This is a genomic window from Phytopseudomonas daroniae (assembly GCF_004327285.1).
GTDB classification, from domain to species: domain Bacteria; phylum Pseudomonadota; class Gammaproteobacteria; order Pseudomonadales; family Pseudomonadaceae; genus Aquipseudomonas; species Aquipseudomonas daroniae.
Genome location: NZ_QJUI01000010.1, coordinates 165,669 through 180,579 on the forward strand (window position 1 = coordinate 165,669; position 14,911 = coordinate 180,579).

Annotated in this window: 20 protein-coding genes, 1 tRNA gene and 1 pseudogene; 11 read left to right on the plus strand and 11 right to left on the minus strand. The window is 58.2% G+C overall.

The features are described 5' to 3' along the window. Positions 1–29: 29 nt before the first annotated feature. The 5 genes from DNK06_RS13260 to DNK06_RS13280 all read left to right on the plus strand — a co-directional run bounded on the left by DNK06_RS13260 (position 30) and on the right by DNK06_RS13280 (position 3,174). Positions 30–1,031 carry a YqaJ viral recombinase family nuclease gene (locus DNK06_RS13260; RefSeq protein ID WP_131180481.1) on the plus strand — a complete coding sequence of 334 codons (1,002 nt, stop codon included), beginning with the start codon at positions 30–32 and terminating at the stop codon, positions 1,029–1,031. A gap of 80 nt (positions 1,032–1,111) precedes the next feature. Further along, the gene (locus DNK06_RS13265) at positions 1,112–2,056 is read left to right on the plus strand and encodes a recombination directionality factor (protein WP_131180482.1); all 945 of its coding nucleotides are present in this window, start codon (positions 1,112–1,114) and stop codon (positions 2,054–2,056) included. 18 nt (positions 2,057–2,074) lie between these two features. After that, the gene (radC, locus tag DNK06_RS13270) at positions 2,075–2,572 is read left to right on the plus strand and encodes a RadC family protein (RefSeq protein WP_131174538.1); all 498 of its coding nucleotides are present in this window, start codon (positions 2,075–2,077) and stop codon (positions 2,570–2,572) included. Positions 2,573–2,583: 11 nt separating this feature from the next. Further along, positions 2,584–2,772 (plus strand): hypothetical protein, encoded by a 189-nt coding sequence (locus DNK06_RS13275; RefSeq protein WP_131180483.1) that lies wholly within the window; start codon positions 2,584–2,586, stop codon positions 2,770–2,772. A 78-nt stretch (positions 2,773–2,850) separates the two neighbouring features. Then, complete coding sequence (locus tag DNK06_RS13280) at positions 2,851–3,174, plus strand: hypothetical protein (RefSeq protein WP_131174540.1); 324 nt, start codon at positions 2,851–2,853, stop codon at positions 3,172–3,174. A 20-nt stretch (positions 3,175–3,194) separates the two neighbouring features. Here DNK06_RS13280 and DNK06_RS13285 read toward each other — a convergent pair whose 3' ends face one another. Then, complete coding sequence (locus tag DNK06_RS13285) at positions 3,195–3,542, minus strand: helix-turn-helix domain-containing protein (protein WP_131180527.1); 348 nt, start codon at positions 3,540–3,542, stop codon at positions 3,195–3,197. Between the two features lie 140 nt (positions 3,543–3,682). Here DNK06_RS13285 and DNK06_RS13290 point away from each other — a divergent pair, with 140 nt between their 5' ends. The 5 genes from DNK06_RS13290 (at position 3,683) to DNK06_RS13310 (ending at position 8,323) form a co-directional block, all read left to right on the plus strand. After that, complete coding sequence (locus DNK06_RS13290; protein ID WP_131180484.1) at positions 3,683–4,132, plus strand: hypothetical protein; 450 nt, start codon at positions 3,683–3,685, stop codon at positions 4,130–4,132. A 44-nt stretch (positions 4,133–4,176) separates the two neighbouring features. Further along, positions 4,177–4,548 carry a hypothetical protein gene (locus tag DNK06_RS13295; RefSeq protein ID WP_131174542.1) on the plus strand — a complete coding sequence of 124 codons (372 nt, stop codon included), beginning with the start codon at positions 4,177–4,179 and terminating at the stop codon, positions 4,546–4,548. Between the two features lie 11 nt (positions 4,549–4,559). Beyond that, the gene (locus DNK06_RS13300) at positions 4,560–4,820 is read left to right on the plus strand and encodes a hypothetical protein (RefSeq protein WP_131174543.1); all 261 of its coding nucleotides are present in this window, start codon (positions 4,560–4,562) and stop codon (positions 4,818–4,820) included. Positions 4,821–4,964: 144 nt separating this feature from the next. Then, a complete protein-coding gene (locus DNK06_RS13305) occupies positions 4,965–7,415 on the plus strand; it encodes an autotransporter family protein (protein ID WP_131180485.1) in 2,451 nt (816 codons plus the stop codon). Then, positions 7,415–8,323 carry an alpha/beta hydrolase gene (locus DNK06_RS13310; protein WP_165493625.1) on the plus strand — a complete coding sequence of 303 codons (909 nt, stop codon included), beginning with the start codon at positions 7,415–7,417 and terminating at the stop codon, positions 8,321–8,323. The genes DNK06_RS13305 and DNK06_RS13310 overlap by 1 nt, the downstream gene beginning before the upstream one ends. Before the next feature lie 17 nt (positions 8,324–8,340). On the opposite strand, the gene DNK06_RS13315 is transcribed toward DNK06_RS13310, so the two are convergent. Beyond that, on the minus strand, positions 8,341–8,997 hold the full coding sequence (locus DNK06_RS13315) for an inovirus Gp2 family protein (RefSeq protein WP_131180486.1): 657 nt from the start codon (positions 8,995–8,997) through the stop codon (positions 8,341–8,343). A 211-nt stretch (positions 8,998–9,208) separates the two neighbouring features. After that, on the minus strand, positions 9,209–9,391 hold the full coding sequence (locus DNK06_RS13320; protein WP_131174546.1) for a helix-turn-helix transcriptional regulator: 183 nt from the start codon (positions 9,389–9,391) through the stop codon (positions 9,209–9,211). 348 nt (positions 9,392–9,739) lie between these two features. Between DNK06_RS13320 and DNK06_RS13325 the strand changes: the two genes are divergently transcribed. After that, on the plus strand, positions 9,740–10,477 hold the full coding sequence (locus DNK06_RS13325; protein ID WP_131180487.1) for a hypothetical protein: 738 nt from the start codon (positions 9,740–9,742) through the stop codon (positions 10,475–10,477). 173 nt (positions 10,478–10,650) lie between these two features. On the opposite strand, the gene DNK06_RS13330 is transcribed toward DNK06_RS13325, so the two are convergent. The 8 genes and pseudogenes from DNK06_RS13330 to ihfA form a co-directional block, all read right to left on the minus strand. Continuing rightward, positions 10,651–10,980: a type II toxin-antitoxin system RelE/ParE family toxin gene (locus DNK06_RS13330; RefSeq protein ID WP_131180488.1), complete on the minus strand. Its 330-nt coding sequence runs from the start codon at positions 10,978–10,980 to the stop codon at positions 10,651–10,653. Next, on the minus strand, positions 10,977–11,213 hold the full coding sequence (locus DNK06_RS13335; protein WP_131180489.1) for a type II toxin-antitoxin system ParD family antitoxin: 237 nt from the start codon (positions 11,211–11,213) through the stop codon (positions 10,977–10,979). Before DNK06_RS13335 ends, DNK06_RS13330 begins: the two co-directional genes overlap by 4 nt. Before the next feature lie 296 nt (positions 11,214–11,509). After that, a pseudogene (locus tag DNK06_RS13340) lies at positions 11,510–12,133 on the minus strand (HipA domain-containing protein); the annotation flags it as partial. A 143-nt stretch (positions 12,134–12,276) separates the two neighbouring features. Next, positions 12,277–13,239, minus strand: a complete 963-nt coding sequence (locus DNK06_RS13345) for a nucleotidyl transferase AbiEii/AbiGii toxin family protein (protein WP_131180490.1) — start codon at positions 13,237–13,239, stop codon at positions 12,277–12,279. Beyond that, on the minus strand, positions 13,220–13,627 hold the full coding sequence (locus tag DNK06_RS13350) for a DUF6088 family protein (RefSeq protein WP_131174551.1): 408 nt from the start codon (positions 13,625–13,627) through the stop codon (positions 13,220–13,222). The genes DNK06_RS13345 and DNK06_RS13350 overlap by 20 nt, the downstream gene beginning before the upstream one ends. Before the next feature lie 473 nt (positions 13,628–14,100). Next, a tRNA-Pro gene (locus DNK06_RS13355) sits at positions 14,101–14,177 on the minus strand. Positions 14,178–14,268: 91 nt separating this feature from the next. Further along, the gene (locus DNK06_RS13360) at positions 14,269–14,625 is read right to left on the minus strand and encodes a MerR family transcriptional regulator (protein ID WP_084303926.1); all 357 of its coding nucleotides are present in this window, start codon (positions 14,623–14,625) and stop codon (positions 14,269–14,271) included. After that, the gene (gene ihfA / locus DNK06_RS13365) at positions 14,606–14,908 is read right to left on the minus strand and encodes an integration host factor subunit alpha (RefSeq protein ID WP_013791841.1); all 303 of its coding nucleotides are present in this window, start codon (positions 14,906–14,908) and stop codon (positions 14,606–14,608) included. The genes DNK06_RS13360 and ihfA overlap by 20 nt, the downstream gene beginning before the upstream one ends. Positions 14,909–14,911: the final 3 nt, after the last annotated feature.

Here is a 14,911-nt window from a genome sequence, read left to right on the forward strand (position 1 = left end):
GGCGTTTCTATTTCCGCATGGTGAACACGATGAAAGCGACTGCGTTGAGCAGCACCGGCAAGACTCGCCCGGCGCTGCGCCTGATCAGTACTAAGGAACTGCCCCGCGAAGACTGGTTGGCGGTGCGCAAGCAGGGCATCGGCAGTTCTGATGCAGGCGCGGCCGTTGGCCTAAATCCCTATAAATCGCAGCTCGAACTATGGATGGAGAAAACCGGTCGCGACACCGCACTGCCGAAGGCCGATCCGCACGACGAGGAAAGCCCGATGTACTGGGGCAATGTGCTGGAACCGGTCGTGGCCTGGCACTACAGCAAGCGCACCGGCAACAAGGTGCGACGCATCAACGCCGTGCTGCAGCATCCAAATCCCGAGTTGCCCTGGATGCTGGCCAATATCGACCGCGAGGTGATCGGTGCCGAGGACGTGCAGATCCTCGAATGCAAGACCGCCGGCCTGAACGGGGCACGCCTCTGGCAGGAAGGCGTGCCCGAGTACGTGCAATTGCAGGTGATGCACCAGCTCGCCGTCACCGGCAAGCAGGCGGCAGACGTGGCGGTTCTGCTCGGCGGCCAGACGCTGGAGATCCATCGCATCGTTCGGGACGAGCAGATGATCGCCCGCCTGATCGAGCTGGAGCGCCGTTTCTGGCACTACGTCGAAACCGATACACCACCACCGGCTGATGGCAGTGCTTCTGCTGAATTGGCGCTGCGTTGCCTCTATCCCCAGGACAGCGGCCAGACGCTAGACCTCAGCGGTAATGCTGGCCTGGCAGCAGCCTTCCTGGAATTGAAGGCGGTACGCCAGTCGATTGCCGAGAAAGAAAATCGCGAAGCCGAACTCAAGCAGCGCCTGCAGCAGGCCATGGGCGATGCCACTCGTGCGGCGTTCTCCGGCGGCAGCATCACCTGGAAGAAAGCCAAGGACAGCGTAACCCTCGATGTGGTGCGCCTACTCGAGGACAAGCCCTATCTCCAGGCGAAATACCCGCTGCTGAAACCCGGCTCACGCCGCTTCCTGATCAACTGATTTCCCAATTCCCTCCCCCTTGGCCAGCACCCGCAGTTCGCACTGCTGGGCTGGCTTTTTTCGTTTCCAGGAGAACCACCATGCTGAAAGGCCTGGCAATCACCCCGCCCGTGCTGGGGCGCATCTCCATCGGCAGGGTCGTCGAGAAGAACGGCAAGCGCCTGCCGGAGAAAGACGACCAGTTCACCATCACCTCCCAGGTGCAGAGCAAGGATGGATGGCTGCTGCACCCGCTCAACGACGAGCTGCGCAAATCCCAGGGAGACAAGCTGCGCAGCATCCCGATTCGCCTGCTGTTCAACGAACCGGAGCTGAACTTCCGCGCCGACTACACCCTGTTCGACCGGCAGACCGGGCGCCCGCTGTGTGTCGGCAACGGCGAGACCTGCAAGCGCCTGGGCAAGGACGGTATTCAGTCACTGCCCTGCCCCTCGCCGGATGCCTGCTCGCTGGCCAAGGGCAATGCCTGTAAACCCTACGGTCGGCTCAACGTCGTGATTGGCGACGACGATCCACTGGGCAGCTTCGTGTTCCGCACCACTGGCTTCAACAGCATCCGCACCCTGGCGGCACGCCTGCTGTACTACCGAGCCCTTTCCGGCAACCGGCTGGCCTGTCTGCCGCTGGAACTGCGCCTGCGCGGCAAGTCCACCCGGCAGAGCCACGGCACACCGATCTTCTACGTCGATATCACCTTCAGAAGTGGCATAGGCATGGAAGCGGCGTTGCTCGCCGCCAGGCAGCTCGATGAAGAACGGCAAGCCGCTGGTTTCGACCAGGTCGCGCTGGACGCCGCCGCACGACAAGGACTCGGCAACGGCGCCTTCGAGGACAGCGTGGAAGACAGCGGCGCCATCACCGAAGAGTTCTTCCCGCCCCAGGACGATTCACCCCGCCAACCGGACACAGCGGCGACGGCCAGCCCCACCCTGGCCGCCAAGCTGGAAGCCCAGGCGCAGCGACACGCTACCCCGCCATCCTCCACCGAACGCAAACCCGCGCCCCAGCGCGCCAAACGCGCATGACTCTCCAGGAGCCCTTCCATGAAATTCCACAAGTTGAAAGCCGGCGAAATCGCCGGCAGCTATGTCGTCGAATCGCCCGTCACCGAGGCCGATATCCTGCGCATGGCGCAGCAACTGGCAACCAGCCGCCTGGCTCGCGGTCGCGCCTTGACCGAGCCCGCCCAGGTCTTCGCCCACCTGCAGATCCTCCTGCAGCAGCAACCGCACGAGATCTTCGCCCTGCTTTTGCTCGACAGCAAACACCGGGTCATCGGCTTTCACGAAGTCTTTCGCGGCACGCTCGATTCAGCCTGCGTGTATCCGCGGGAAGTGGTGAAAATCGCCCTGGAACACAACGCGGCTGCCGCGATCCTGGTGCACAACCACCCTTCCGGCGACCCCGAGCCCAGCCAAGCCGACCTCACCCTTACCCGATCCCTGAAGAGTGCGCTCGCCCTGGTGGGCACCCGCACCCTGGATCACATCATCGTCGGCCACGAAGGCTGCGCATCCCTCGCCCAACTGGGTCATCTGTAAGGAGAACGACCATGACCGCATTGCGCTTCATTGGCCTGCTGTTCGTATTCATAGGTGTACTGGCCAGTAGCTCGGCGGCTATCGCGCTGCTGGTACTCATGCTGCGTTTCTGGCCAGTTCTGCTGGTCGCCACTCTGGCCTTCGGCCTGTTCGCCTGGCTTCTCAAACGAGCCGACGTTCAGATCGTCCGCCAGGCCTGAGAACGAAAAGGCGCTCGTCCGACGCCTGCCCGCGACGTTCCGCGCTATCCCCCTTCGATCCCCTCTGGAGCGACCACCATGACCATACGGTGCTTGATCTGTAATTCTTCCGTCGTGCTTTCCAAGGATGCCGCCAAGGCATTAGCCCGTCTGATCGGAACCCTGGGCGGGTTCCTGAACGGTATCCAGCAATCCGCCACCGCTCAGGCCGTGGCGACGCCCCCTAAAGAGAACCATCTGGAGCGCGCCTTCGACTTGATGATCGACGGCGTGTCGGGTGCGGCCTCCAACTGGGCCGATACCCAGGACTTCATCCGTGATGTCAGGAAACACCAGTTCATGGAGTACGACTGCCTGTGCCTGCGCTGCGGTGCAAAGTTCGATGAACAGTCGGATGCCTGAATCGATTCAGTACAGCGCGCTCAATCCTGGCTCAGACGCTCGCTCAGGCGCTCGACCATCTCCACGAGCAATTGCCGGTCAGCCTGATCAAGGGGCGTCAGCAGTCGACTGATCCGGCTGGCCTGGTCATCCGGGCGCGGGCTGGCCTCACTGAGCAACTCAGTGGCTTCGCAGCCGAAGATCGAGGCGAAATCGAACAGGCGAGCGATATTGGGAATGACGATGCCGCGCTCTATGCGTGACACCGCCTCGTTGCCGACGCCCAACCGCTCCGCCACTTCTTCTTGGGTCAGCCCAGCACGTATGCGCTGCCTGGCAATGGCACGGCCTACCGCTTCCGCCAGATCTTTTTGATCGCTACTCATGATGACGCCTCTTCCAGTCGACCCGAATGGTTGGGCATCAACTCGTTGACATGAAGGACAGCAGAGGTCGACAATCAACTTAAAAGGTTGTTTATCGACCTTTCTGCATGCCACAACAGCACACAACACAAGGAAGCTTCTGCATGAACGACAAACTCTTGTTGGCTCTGGCGCTCGCCTGGACGCTGACCAACACCGCCTGGGCCGGAACCTATGAGTGGACTTCGGGATGGGGCCAGGGCGTCGCCGAATACCAGGCCGACGACAGCAATGACAATGCTCTGACCATTTCCTGTCCCGACCACGAGGACGGCTATATCAGTGCCTACGCAGACATTGCCGGAAAAGCCTACTCATCCGACCAGGAAGGCGGCTTCGACGTGATCGTCGACGGCATCCACTACAGCAACCCCTTCTTCACCGACTGCCGTGCCTGCGCAGCCAACTTCCCAGGCTTCTGGGATGCACTGCGCAAGGCGAACAACCTGCAGATAAACGCCGAAGGCAAGACGGTCAACTTACCCACTAAAAACATCGGGCAAATACTGCGCCCGCTCGACCACCCGGAAAACAGTTGCACCGCTTCCTGGTAGTGACGTGCACCCCTGCTTTTCCACCATTTACTGGGAGTAATGAAATGCAAGAACCGAAAGAAACACCTAACGAGTCCACGGACGATCAGGACTTCCCGGGATTAAACCCGGCCATTATCGGATGGGGCATTGCAGCCATTGTCCTGTCGATCCTCGGCGTCACCTTCAACAACTCCGCCATGGTACTGGGCGCCGGCTTCTTCATGAAGTTCCTGGCGGTGGTGGTCGGGTCGGTGCTCGGCCTGATAGGCGCCCTGCTTGGCGACGCGATCAGGAAATTCGCCCACCCCGACGCGGTTTTCACCAACGGAGGCCTTTTCCAGTTGATCTGGATAAAGGTGTTCTGGCTGATGGGCCCACAGCTCATAGGGCTGGTGCTGGGCGCCTTTCTCGGTATCAGCCTGGTGCTTCGGTAAGGACGCCGCCCATGAAATCCATAGTGATAACGCTATTTGCCATCGTGGCACTTGCCGGGTGCTCCGATGAGAACTCCAAAGTGAGGGGCGAGTTCATGGCCGGCTGCATCAAGGGCGGCGCGGGTAAATCCATCTGCACCTGTACCTTCGAGAAGCTGGAGAACGCCTACAGCCCTGAACAACTCAAGGCGCTAAACACCCCTTACAAGGCACCGCCCGACAGCTTCATCAAAGACACCCTGCGATTCGCGATGGCCTGTCGGACAGAGTAGCCGCTTTCCCCATCACCTTCGTGCGCCCGATCTGTTCGGAACGCTTGCGCGCGGCACCTCAGCACTCGCTCGGACTGACAACGCCCGCCTGTAGCCAACAAAAACACGCCAACACCCACACGCAGTCATGCAAGGAGCAACACAATGACACCCCCTACCTACCGCAAACGGCTTCTGGCACTTGCCATTTCCGCCAGTACTCTCCCGCTGGCGGCCCAGGCCCTCACCTTGACCAACGATGGAATCCACAGCGCAGGCAACACCTATGCCGACCGCGTTGAAGTCACGGGTACCTTCTCCAACCAGGACGTCCAGCCGCTGCAGTTCCATGGCGATGTCTTCAACGATGACCTGGTGCTCGACGCCTCGGTGAATGCGACCGGCAACGAGCTCAATGCCGTCGACCTAGCCTCTGCTGGAGACGACTCCGATCCTTCATCGGCCGGATCGACGACCCGGGTACAGGGCGATCTGATCAACAACGGCAGCCTTACGATGACGGGCGAGCGGGTTTCGGGAATACGGGTCGATTCCGCCGCCATTCACGGTGACCTGATCAATGCGGCCAGCGGCAAAATCCTGGCCGATGGCGAAGAAGCATCCGGCATCCTGCTCGAGGGAGGCAGCATCGCCGGCAAGCTGATCAACCATGGCTTGATCCAGGTCAGCGGAGAAGACGCTTCCGGCCTGCTGGCTACGGCTAATGCCGTAGGCGATCGCGCCGACCTCGGCGGCATCGAAAATCACGGCAGCATCGTTGCCAGTGGCGAGGACGCCACCCCGATCAAACTGGATGGCGTCAGTTTTGCCGGATCGCCAGTACAAGTATTGAACACGGGATTGATCCAGTCCGACGATGCAGCCATCGAGATCGGCACCTTCGACATCGACAGTACCGACGCCGTCGATACGCTGGTGATACAGAACAGCGGCACCATCGTCTCCCGGGATGAAGCCATCGACGCTTCCTTCGCCAGCGGCGACGTCAAACTGCTGTGGGATCAGGGCAGCATCACTGGCAACCTGATCGACCTGACCGGTATCGACATCACCGGCCAGGTTGCCTTCACAGGCAACGATGCCACGGAGGACGGCGCCCATATCCGCATGAAGAATGGCGGTTGGGTGCAGGTGGGTGGCAGCTCGGCCGCTCGCCTGGAGTTCGAGCAGCCGCATACGATCATCCAGGGCAACCTGAATGTCGCGGAGAACGCCGCGCTGGGCCTCAATCTGAGTAGCGCCACCGACCCGAGCAAGGCAGTGGTCGCAGTCTCCGGCACCGCGGCATTCGCCAGCGGTTCGCAGATCCAACTGGCAGCCCGGGGCAGCGATTTCACGGCCGCTGGCAGTACCTACACCCTGGTAGAGGCCAGCACCCTGGAGGATGCAGGTCTCGACGTCACCAGCCGCTCGGCGCTGCTGAATGTCGATACCTTCACCATCGAGGACAACCAGATCGTGGCCAAGGTCAGCACCAAGGCCGAGGAAGAAGTGGGCGAAGAGATCGGCAACGTGGGTGGCACGCCGAATGCCCAGCGGGCCGGGGCGGCGTTCAGCCAGGTAGTCACCGGCCTGGCGCAGAACAACCCCAACGATCCGGTATTCCAGGCCTACGTGAATGCGTCGCAGGATCCTGCCACGCTGAAGGCGCTGGCCGAGCAGTTGACGCCAGAGGTCAATGGCGGTGCCACCCAGGCCGCCACCAGCGGCCAGACCCTGGTCAGCAATGTCACCGGCAACCGCACCAGCAGCCTGCGCGGTGCCTCATCCGGCGACGCCTTCCAGGGCACCGGCGTCTGGGCACAGGCGTTGTACAGCGACGCCAGCCAGGATCTGCGCGACGGTGTGGCCGGCTTCAACGCCTACAGCCGCGGCATCGCCATCGGTGCCGACGGAAAGCTCAGCGATCAGCTCACCCTGGGCGTGGCCTACAGCTTTCTGCGTACCGGCGTGAACAGTGACAGCGGCAACACCACCGATGTCGACGGTAACGCCCTCACCTTGTACGGCAGTTTCGAACAGGGCGGCTACTTCGTCGATGCCAACCTGAGCTACGGGATCAACGACAACGAGAGCAAGCGTCGTATCGCCGGTACAACTGCCAAGGGCGACTACGATAGCAACGTCCTCGGCGCCAGCCTGGTCGGCGGCTACACCTACCGCCTGAACGACCGGTTCCTGGTCGAACCTCGCCTGGCAGCCCGCTACACGCGGGTGGATATCGACGGCTACCGCGAGAAAGGCTCGTCCGCGGCGCTCAGGGTCGAGGATCAACGCTACGAAGTGGCGGAACTGGGTGCCGGCGTGCGAGTGGCAGGCAACTTCCCGCTCGGACGCGGTAACCTGCAACCCCAGGCCAGGCTGATGGCCTACCATGACTTCGCCGCCGACGAGGCGAAAAGCACTTCGACCTTCCTGCTGGGCGGCACGCCGTTCGTGACGCAGGGTGCCGGCTCCGTGCGCAACAGCTATGAAGCAGGTATTGGTGCAGATTACCGTCTCGGCGCGATCACCGTGGGTCTCAGCTACGACTATGTCGGCAAGACCGACTTCAACGCCGACACCTTCAGCGCCAAGGTACGTTACGACTTCTGATGAGAAGCCACCTATCCGGCCTGTACAAGCAGGCCGGCCTTTATCGAATGGCAATGGCGCTGCTGGTCAGCGCCGTTCTCGCTGGATGCCAGACGCCCCATGAAGCCCTGCAGCAATTGGCTGATGAGCAGGGTCGAGCACTGGAAATCCTCCAGGGCCAGTCCTATCCACTTACCCTGCTCTCGCCGCGACAGGTTCCGACGGGTACGCGCCTCAGGGTCTACCTGGAGGGCGATGGCCACGCCTGGATCACCTCGAGGCAACCCAGCCTGGATCCAAGCCCGCGTAACCTGCTGGTGGCGAGGCTGGCAGCCAATGATCCTTATCCCAATGCCTACTTGGCCCGCCCCTGCCAGTTCGTCAGCGCTCCAGGTTGCAAACCGGAACTCTGGACGAACCGCCGCTTTTCCCAGGAAGTCGTGGATAGCCTCGGCCAGGCCCTGGATCACCTCAAGACGCGCTACGGCAACCGGGATTTCGAATTGGTGGGATACTCCGGAGGTGCAGCCTTGGCATTGCTGCTGGCGGCACAACGCGATGACGTCAGCTTCGTCCAGACCATCGCGGGCAACCTCAGCCCGAGGCTATGGGCGCAGATGAAAGGGCTCTCACCTCTCAGTGGCTCACTGGATCCGCTGGACTACGGTGACCGGCTCGCAGCCATGCCCCAACGGCATTTGATCGGGGAACAAGACAGCACCGTACCGGGACGACTGGCAGACCTGTATCAGCAAGCACTTGCGTGGCCATCTTGCTCCCTGCTTATTAGTGTCGCTGGAGCGAGCCACGACAGCGGCTGGGAGACCGCTGCCAGCCTCTGGAATCTATCGCAGCCTGAGCCAACCTGTTTCTCGCCACCTCAAGAGCCAAAGCCGAGCAGCTCCATCATTGGGGCCGCTCGACCCTAACTGGTGACAGTTCTTTTTTAGATTCGGCTGCATCCGAATGCATGCTGCCAGTCACCGTACTGCTTGGTAGCAACCTTGCACAGGTAGCTTGCCCTGTTGTAGAAGTCCACCATGTCTGCAAAGCAGTCACGTCGTAGCACGTAGGCAGCATTCTTCGGCAGCTCGACTAGACCCGCGACTGCCTCGACCGGCAACCCCAGCGCACTTCCCCACGCCTTGTGAAGTCGGTTGAACAGGTTGTCCCTGCCCAACTCGTACTTGCCCAAGCTGCAGTAGGCATCGCAGTTCAAGAAAATCACCAGGTGGTAGTGAGGGCGTCCCAACCGTCCCAACTCCCTGGCCCACACATACCTCACGCTGCTTCCGTGCACACGCTCGTTCGATTGACTGGCAACCTGCCGGTTGTGCCTTATCTGAGCCTTGAGCGATTCGAAGAATCGGTTGAGGGCCTGGTTCGCATTGGCGAGACCAGCCAGATCCGTGCTTGCAGGAAAACGAAGGTCGACCCTGAAGGCCAGCACTCGCGAATACTCATCAAGCGCACGGCTCACCGTCGTGTAGAGACGATCAAGATATTGGGCAATGAAGGGGCCTTTCTGCATCTGGATAGGGAGCCCTCGATAGTGAGGCTCATGGTGAAGAAGCAGATTGCTGTTTTCAGGATGGCGGTTCATTAAGATACTCCAGTGGTTAGTCACATAAACTAACCACCACGAGTATTAAATATATTCCTCTCATTAAGCATATTACTATTACCGACAGTGCTAGAGAGCACTGCCCTGACCAAGGCCACGAAATACGCCACAGAGAAAACCGACAAGAAACAGATGCTGCTCGGGGAAAATACCATTATCACTGACGGCATAACCGACAGCACGACAACAATCACATATCTCGCTCTTCGACCCTGGCAATTATCCAGCCCTGTACCTCACTCTCCAGCCAACCCACACACCGGTCGCCCAAAGGCACTGGTTTGGGAAAGAACCCTTCTGATACGTACTTGTAGATGGTCGAACGCGCCAGCCCGGTGGCGTTGGAGACTTCTTTCAGGCGAATTATTCTCATGAGCGGGTTCCTCTAATTCATTCAGAGGATTGGTTGGTGAGTATTTTTTAGTCTCCGTCAGAGCCAGAGCGCTCTGGCAGTAGCTCAAGCTCACCAGAGTGAGGCGCCTTATCACGATTGATCGCTTTTCTGTCCATACAGTGAATGCCACGTTCCCCCCTTACCTCGAAAGCTAGGCCATAGGGCTGAGACAAAATCGCACCGCGAAATCTCAAAAAAAGGCTGGTAAAACGTCTGAAAAACCGGCATACGTGTTACACGTAACGCTACCTGTAACGGCACCTGTAATGGCACCTGTAACGGCACCTGTAACGGCACAAAAACACTAATAATTAGTATGGTTATTTTATGTTAAAAAGTATGCAGAATGAACTTATAGTATTTCCATGGATTAATAAAATCCCCAAAGAAGATAGACAATGGGCTCGAGAGTATTTACGAAGTAAAAAATGCTACATTGACAACACTGCATTTGAACCATATGGAACTCAGCCAAGCCTTGCAAACGACGCTAATAATCGAGAAATCGAGTCACAACTAAGAAATGCTTGGCGCCAGAGGAAATCAAGGAGCAAACATTCAGAGAGGAAAAGTTATACATTTATTCTATCGCATGATACGAAGCGTGCACTGGATAAAATAGCTGATGAAATGTTTTCAACAATCACGGATGCGCTTGAAAGCTTCATAGGGCATGAACAACAGCGGATCAAAGAACACAAAGAAGCAATCGCTGAGACGAAGAAAAAACTTAAACTCCAAAAAGAAGCGCACCTTAGGGAGATAAAGAAATTAGAGAAAGATAACATGGAAATAGAACAAGTATTAAGGGCAACGCAAACCCAGTTCGAACTGCAAATCATGAAGCTGATACAGATCAGACTTCAACTCGACAACCCCTATGCCGCCCATGTTCCAACTGATGCAATAAAAGAAAAAGCAATCAGTCTATTCGAAAACGAACGCAATGAAGTTCTCAAGAGAATGGGAACCTTGTCGCTGGGGTTGAGAAGACCGGCCTCTAATACTGAAAGACTTTGGGATAGAGCGGTGTCTGAGATAGCTTCGACAGATACTGATAGCTAGCTCAGATCAGTGAATACAGTGCAAAACTCACGTCATTCAGAAATTTAGTCCGCACTGATCCATGCGCTCGCCCCATGCCCATTCGACCGCAAGTGCAATAGCTTCAGGAATGTTGAAATGACTGGACTTCAAAGAGAGTGCAGTCACTCACCCATAACTCAACCGCAACGAATCTAGTGGGAGGCGCTTTCAGCCAGCCATTCAGGAATGTCCCTCACGCCATGTAAGACGCGCCATACATCGACACGGTCATCGCGTTCAACGTAGAACACCAGATAGGGATAGCGTTTCAGCGGCCAGTAGAGCAACCCTGGTAAAGCCAGCTCATGGGCGTACCGAGGCATACCCGAGGCTGGATGGCGGCTGATGTGGGTATAGGCATTTTCCAGAGCATCGATAAACCCGAGTGCAGCCTGCTCGGCCTGCTCCCCCAGGTAATAGCTGACAGCGTCCTCTACATCCTGGCTGGCAAGGGCTCGCGGAATGACCGGCTTGGCCTTCATCCCCGAGCCTTACGAACCCTGGCGCGCAAGGATTCGAAGTAGTCGCCATCCACAGGAGCAGTGGGAGCCGACTCTGCCCCGGCCAGCAGCAGACCACGCAGGTGCTGCCGATCCTGATCCTTGCGAATCAGCTCCCGCACATATTCGCTACTGGTGCTGTAGCCTCGCTGGCTGACTTGGTCATCGACGAAGCTCTTGAGAGCGTCCGGCAGGGAGATGTTCATGGTACTCATGGCTTCGTCCGCCTTTGACAAAATTTGCCAAAGTATACACCCCTGCCCCTACCTCACCAGCATCGAAACCACTATGCCGACCTGCGACAAAACGAACCAACGAGGTCTTGTGGTGGCCTGAGAAAAACAGACGATGGAGATGCGATAGGCTGAAATACGCCCGCTTCCCGCTTATTGGCTACTGGTGCTGTTGTAGAACGCCTTCAGCAAGAAGCTGACCGACGCCTTCAAGGATCGTAAGCAGGGCGTTATCGGCCGAGCGCGCCGCCCTATCACAATAACCGAGGCAAAGCTTGCTAACTGAGCCGCGCAATATTGTCGTCGATGCGTGCCTGAATCGTGTGCGGCGTGTCTCGGGTGATGCTACGAGGAAACTGGCGCTTGGCGCTGGCAGTAAAACTGCTGGTTACCTGGCAGATCCGCTCGATGACGTCGGCGGCGTCCCGGGACGATAGATCCGCCTCCTCCACAGCCAGCCTGAGCAGATGCTTACGCGTGATACGAAGCGCCTCCCCCATCACGTCCATCTGGTGGTATCCGCCCGGCCCTTCGCAGAAAGTCACGTCGTAAGCCGGGGCCAGCTTCCATTGGCCGCTAGAAGACATGAGGTAGGCAAAATTCTTGGGGTGGTCATCGCGCTTGTTGAACGCCACGTTGAACACGATCCGCTCGAAGGCAACCGCCTTCTCCCGCACGTCGCTGCAGCAGTACTGGGTCGCTCGTAAGAAACTGGTGTAATCCAGCGCGCCGGTAAAGGCGGCAAGGCTTTGCATGGGGACACGCATGCCATTATGACGGTCGGAATCGATGGGTAGCGAAGACAGCTGTCCATTCGGCAACTCAAAGCGCTCGGTGTCCGGAGTATCGATGGCGCTCTCACGCAGGCATTGCGCATAGATGGCTTCGACGGCACATGCCTCGGGAGGGGCTCATGCCCTTCCCGGAAACGGGATCAACCCGGCCTCCAACATAACTCCACGAATTCCAGGCTTATGGCCGGACTTGGCCATATAACAAGCAAAATATTGGATTTATCCACTCACACAACGGCGTCATAGGCGGGTCACAATACATCAATCAAGAGCTCAGCCTGTCGGCGGAATACGCCGTAGGCATCATCGAAACCAGGCCTGACCGAGCCGAACACCAGCGGCAGCAAACGTGCTTCATAGTCCTCGCGAATCGCGGGATCCTTCTCGGCCTGCTCCAGCGCAGCGGACAGGATTGCCTTGGGCTCGGAAGCGAACGGCGGAAACTGCTGGCCGAACTCCTGAACATCGAACGCCACAAGGGCCTGAAACCCCGCGACTGCCCGCTCGGTAATCTTTGAGTCCGCTCTACAAATGCAAAAGACATCATAGATATGCCTGACCAACGTCCGATCCCAGTCCTGATGCATGGCACCCGCTCGGTGTTGAGCATATCGACGCAAAAAAGAAATCACCTTCTCCGCCAAGGTCTCCTCAACTGCCACACACTCGATTTGCCCCATAGGCTGGGAACATGACGCCAAACGCTCTACCAAGTAATCCAGGGGCTGGCGCGTAGTGGCGAACTGTGGTCTACGAACCGTAAGCTCAAGGCTCAGGTAGGGTCTCAGGCTGGCGTCATGCCCATAGCGAGGTTGGTACTGCCATCGGGTAGCGAAATAGCGATTCTGGTTACGGGCAATACGCTGCTGCGATTCCTCGACGAATCCCATGGACTCCAGCCGCCGTGCCAGCTCCACCTTCAAATGGCTCAGATGCTTTTTGATTGCGGAGGCGCCACCGAGGCTCGGCTCGTCCAACACAACCTTGAGATCCACATCTTCGGACATGCGCTCGATCAGGCCGTATGCCTTGGACAAGCTGGTACCGCCGCAGAACACCAGATGGGTTGCGGGATACTCCATGCCCAGCAAGGCGCGCAAGGCATCCGTGACGTGGATATCCTTCTCCAGGATGCTGGCAGTCAGCAGGCCGACATCGAGTTCAGCCAATACCGACTCGATCAGTTCGGACTGGTCAGGCGTGATGGCTTTCATAGGCTACCGTCTGCTTGCCGAAACCCAGCTTGCGGGTAATCCGGCGGCGTCCGGTGTCCAGCACAATGCCAGCAGCCAGTTGCTGGGAAGTACCCGAGTTGTAATCGCGCACTGCCTGAGAAGGCTTCACCTTGACACCAAGCTTTTGCAGAACCAGCGGTGCCAACACCTCGAGGGGTTGCACAGGGATGGGTTTGCCGGTCAACGCACTGGGCTTAGCTTTGGCGAACACACCCAGCCCCAGCTTGACCAGCACACCTTCAGCAATGAGCTGCCTCAAGGCTCGGGAGAGCTGGGCCGGGCTGCCAAAACGAGCGAACTCGGAACGCAGGAACACATTGTCCTTGCGCAACGCGATAGCCCTTTTCAAGCGTTCTTCGGTAATCATGCTGTCTCTCACCTACCCATAAAAAATACGCAATAGACTGTTTATAAAAGAATTTACAAGGAAGTACATGCTCATAACGTAACAGCAGTATACGCCACCCAGGATGCTGGCTCCACCTGCGCACCCTCGTTCCTTCAGACCCAGAAACACCACTCGCAGGGACACGATCGAGGGTTGTCATTGCGCCGGAGCACTATCGCCGATGCGACCATGCCCCATACCCCCCAACTCGACCTGGAACCAGGAAAGCAAGCTCGCCTCGAAGAGGCACTAGAGGAACAGGCGAAATCAGCACCTCGTTGGGACAAAGGCACATGGCTGACCGTTGCGGTTAACGCTCGACCGGAGTCGGCATTCATAGGGTGAAAACCCGCGGTGGGGCAAAAAGTGGGGCAAAAATCGGAAGCCCTCAAAAACCACCAGGCATAAAAAAATCCAGTCACCGCTAAGTGACTGGATTTCTTGAGGTTTTTTGGTCGGGACGGAGTGATTCGAACACTCGACCCCTTGCACCCCATGCAAGTGCGCTACCAGGCTGCGCTACGCCCCGACGGGTGTTACTGGTGCCTTTGGCGTTAGCCGAAAGCGGGAGGAACTATAAACTAAGCATCTGAATTACGGAAGGTTTTTCTTCACGAAAATCATTTGCGCAGTACGTGGAGGACATCTTCCAGCTCGGCGATCATCTGTTTGATGAGCTGCTTGTACTGGGTGGTGTCGTCCTTGGCTTCGTCGCCGGTCAGGCGCAGTCGCGCACCGCCGATGGTGAAGCCCTGGTCGTACAGCAAGGCGCGGATCTGGCGGATCATCAGCACATCCTGGCGCTGATAATACCGACGGTTGCCGCGGCGCTTGACCGGGTTTAGCTGCGGAAACTCCTGCTCCCAGTAACGAAGCACGTGCGGTTTGACCGCACAGAGTTCACTGACCTCGCCGATCGTGAAATACCGTTTGCCGGGTATGACAGGTAGTTCGTCGTTATGACTTGGTTCCAGCATATGCTTCGACCCTGGCTTTGAGCTTCTGGCCGGGGCGGAAAGTCACTACACGGCGGGCCGTGATAGGGATTTCCTCCCCTGTTTTTGGATTACGACCGGGGCGCTGACGCTTATCGCGCAGATCGAAGTTACCGAAGCCTGAGAGTTTCACCTGCTCATTGAGTTCCAGGGCCTGGCGGATTTCTTCGAAGAAGAGTTCCACCAGTTCCTTGGCTTCTCGCTTGTTCAGGCCCAGCTCATCGTACAGACGTTCGGCCATTTCAGCTTTCGTCAGAGCCCCCATACG

Excerpts from the sequence above, each read along its gene's own strand:
- DNK06_RS13260 (WP_131180481.1), top strand. The coding sequence starts at position 30 with ATGAAAGCGACTGCGTTGAGCAGCACCGGCAAGACTCGCCCGGCGCTG.
- DNK06_RS13265 (WP_131180482.1), top strand. The coding sequence starts at position 1,112 with ATGCTGAAAGGCCTGGCAATCACCCCGCCCGTGCTGGGGCGCATCTCC.
- radC (WP_131174538.1), top strand. The coding sequence starts at position 2,075 with ATGAAATTCCACAAGTTGAAAGCCGGCGAAATCGCCGGCAGCTATGTC.
- DNK06_RS13275 (WP_131180483.1), top strand. The coding sequence starts at position 2,584 with ATGACCGCATTGCGCTTCATTGGCCTGCTGTTCGTATTCATAGGTGTA.
- DNK06_RS13280 (WP_131174540.1), top strand. The coding sequence starts at position 2,851 with ATGACCATACGGTGCTTGATCTGTAATTCTTCCGTCGTGCTTTCCAAG.
- DNK06_RS13290 (WP_131180484.1), top strand. The coding sequence starts at position 3,683 with ATGAACGACAAACTCTTGTTGGCTCTGGCGCTCGCCTGGACGCTGACC.
- DNK06_RS13295 (WP_131174542.1), top strand. The coding sequence starts at position 4,177 with ATGCAAGAACCGAAAGAAACACCTAACGAGTCCACGGACGATCAGGAC.
- DNK06_RS13300 (WP_131174543.1), top strand. The coding sequence starts at position 4,560 with ATGAAATCCATAGTGATAACGCTATTTGCCATCGTGGCACTTGCCGGG.
- DNK06_RS13305 (WP_131180485.1), top strand. The coding sequence starts at position 4,965 with ATGACACCCCCTACCTACCGCAAACGGCTTCTGGCACTTGCCATTTCC.
- DNK06_RS13310 (WP_165493625.1), top strand. The coding sequence starts at position 7,415 with ATGAGAAGCCACCTATCCGGCCTGTACAAGCAGGCCGGCCTTTATCGA.
- DNK06_RS13315 (WP_131180486.1), bottom strand. The coding sequence starts at position 8,997 with ATGAACCGCCATCCTGAAAACAGCAATCTGCTTCTTCACCATGAGCCT.
- DNK06_RS13320 (WP_131174546.1), bottom strand. The coding sequence starts at position 9,391 with ATGAGAATAATTCGCCTGAAAGAAGTCTCCAACGCCACCGGGCTGGCG.
- DNK06_RS13325 (WP_131180487.1), top strand. The coding sequence starts at position 9,740 with ATGTTAAAAAGTATGCAGAATGAACTTATAGTATTTCCATGGATTAAT.
- DNK06_RS13330 (WP_131180488.1), bottom strand. The coding sequence starts at position 10,980 with ATGAAGGCCAAGCCGGTCATTCCGCGAGCCCTTGCCAGCCAGGATGTA.
- DNK06_RS13335 (WP_131180489.1), bottom strand. The coding sequence starts at position 11,213 with ATGAGTACCATGAACATCTCCCTGCCGGACGCTCTCAAGAGCTTCGTC.
- DNK06_RS13345 (WP_131180490.1), bottom strand. The coding sequence starts at position 13,239 with ATGAAAGCCATCACGCCTGACCAGTCCGAACTGATCGAGTCGGTATTG.
- DNK06_RS13350 (WP_131174551.1), bottom strand. The coding sequence starts at position 13,627 with ATGATTACCGAAGAACGCTTGAAAAGGGCTATCGCGTTGCGCAAGGAC.
- DNK06_RS13360 (WP_084303926.1), bottom strand. The coding sequence starts at position 14,625 with ATGCTGGAACCAAGTCATAACGACGAACTACCTGTCATACCCGGCAAA.
- ihfA (WP_013791841.1), bottom strand. The coding sequence starts at position 14,908 with ATGGGGGCTCTGACGAAAGCTGAAATGGCCGAACGTCTGTACGATGAG.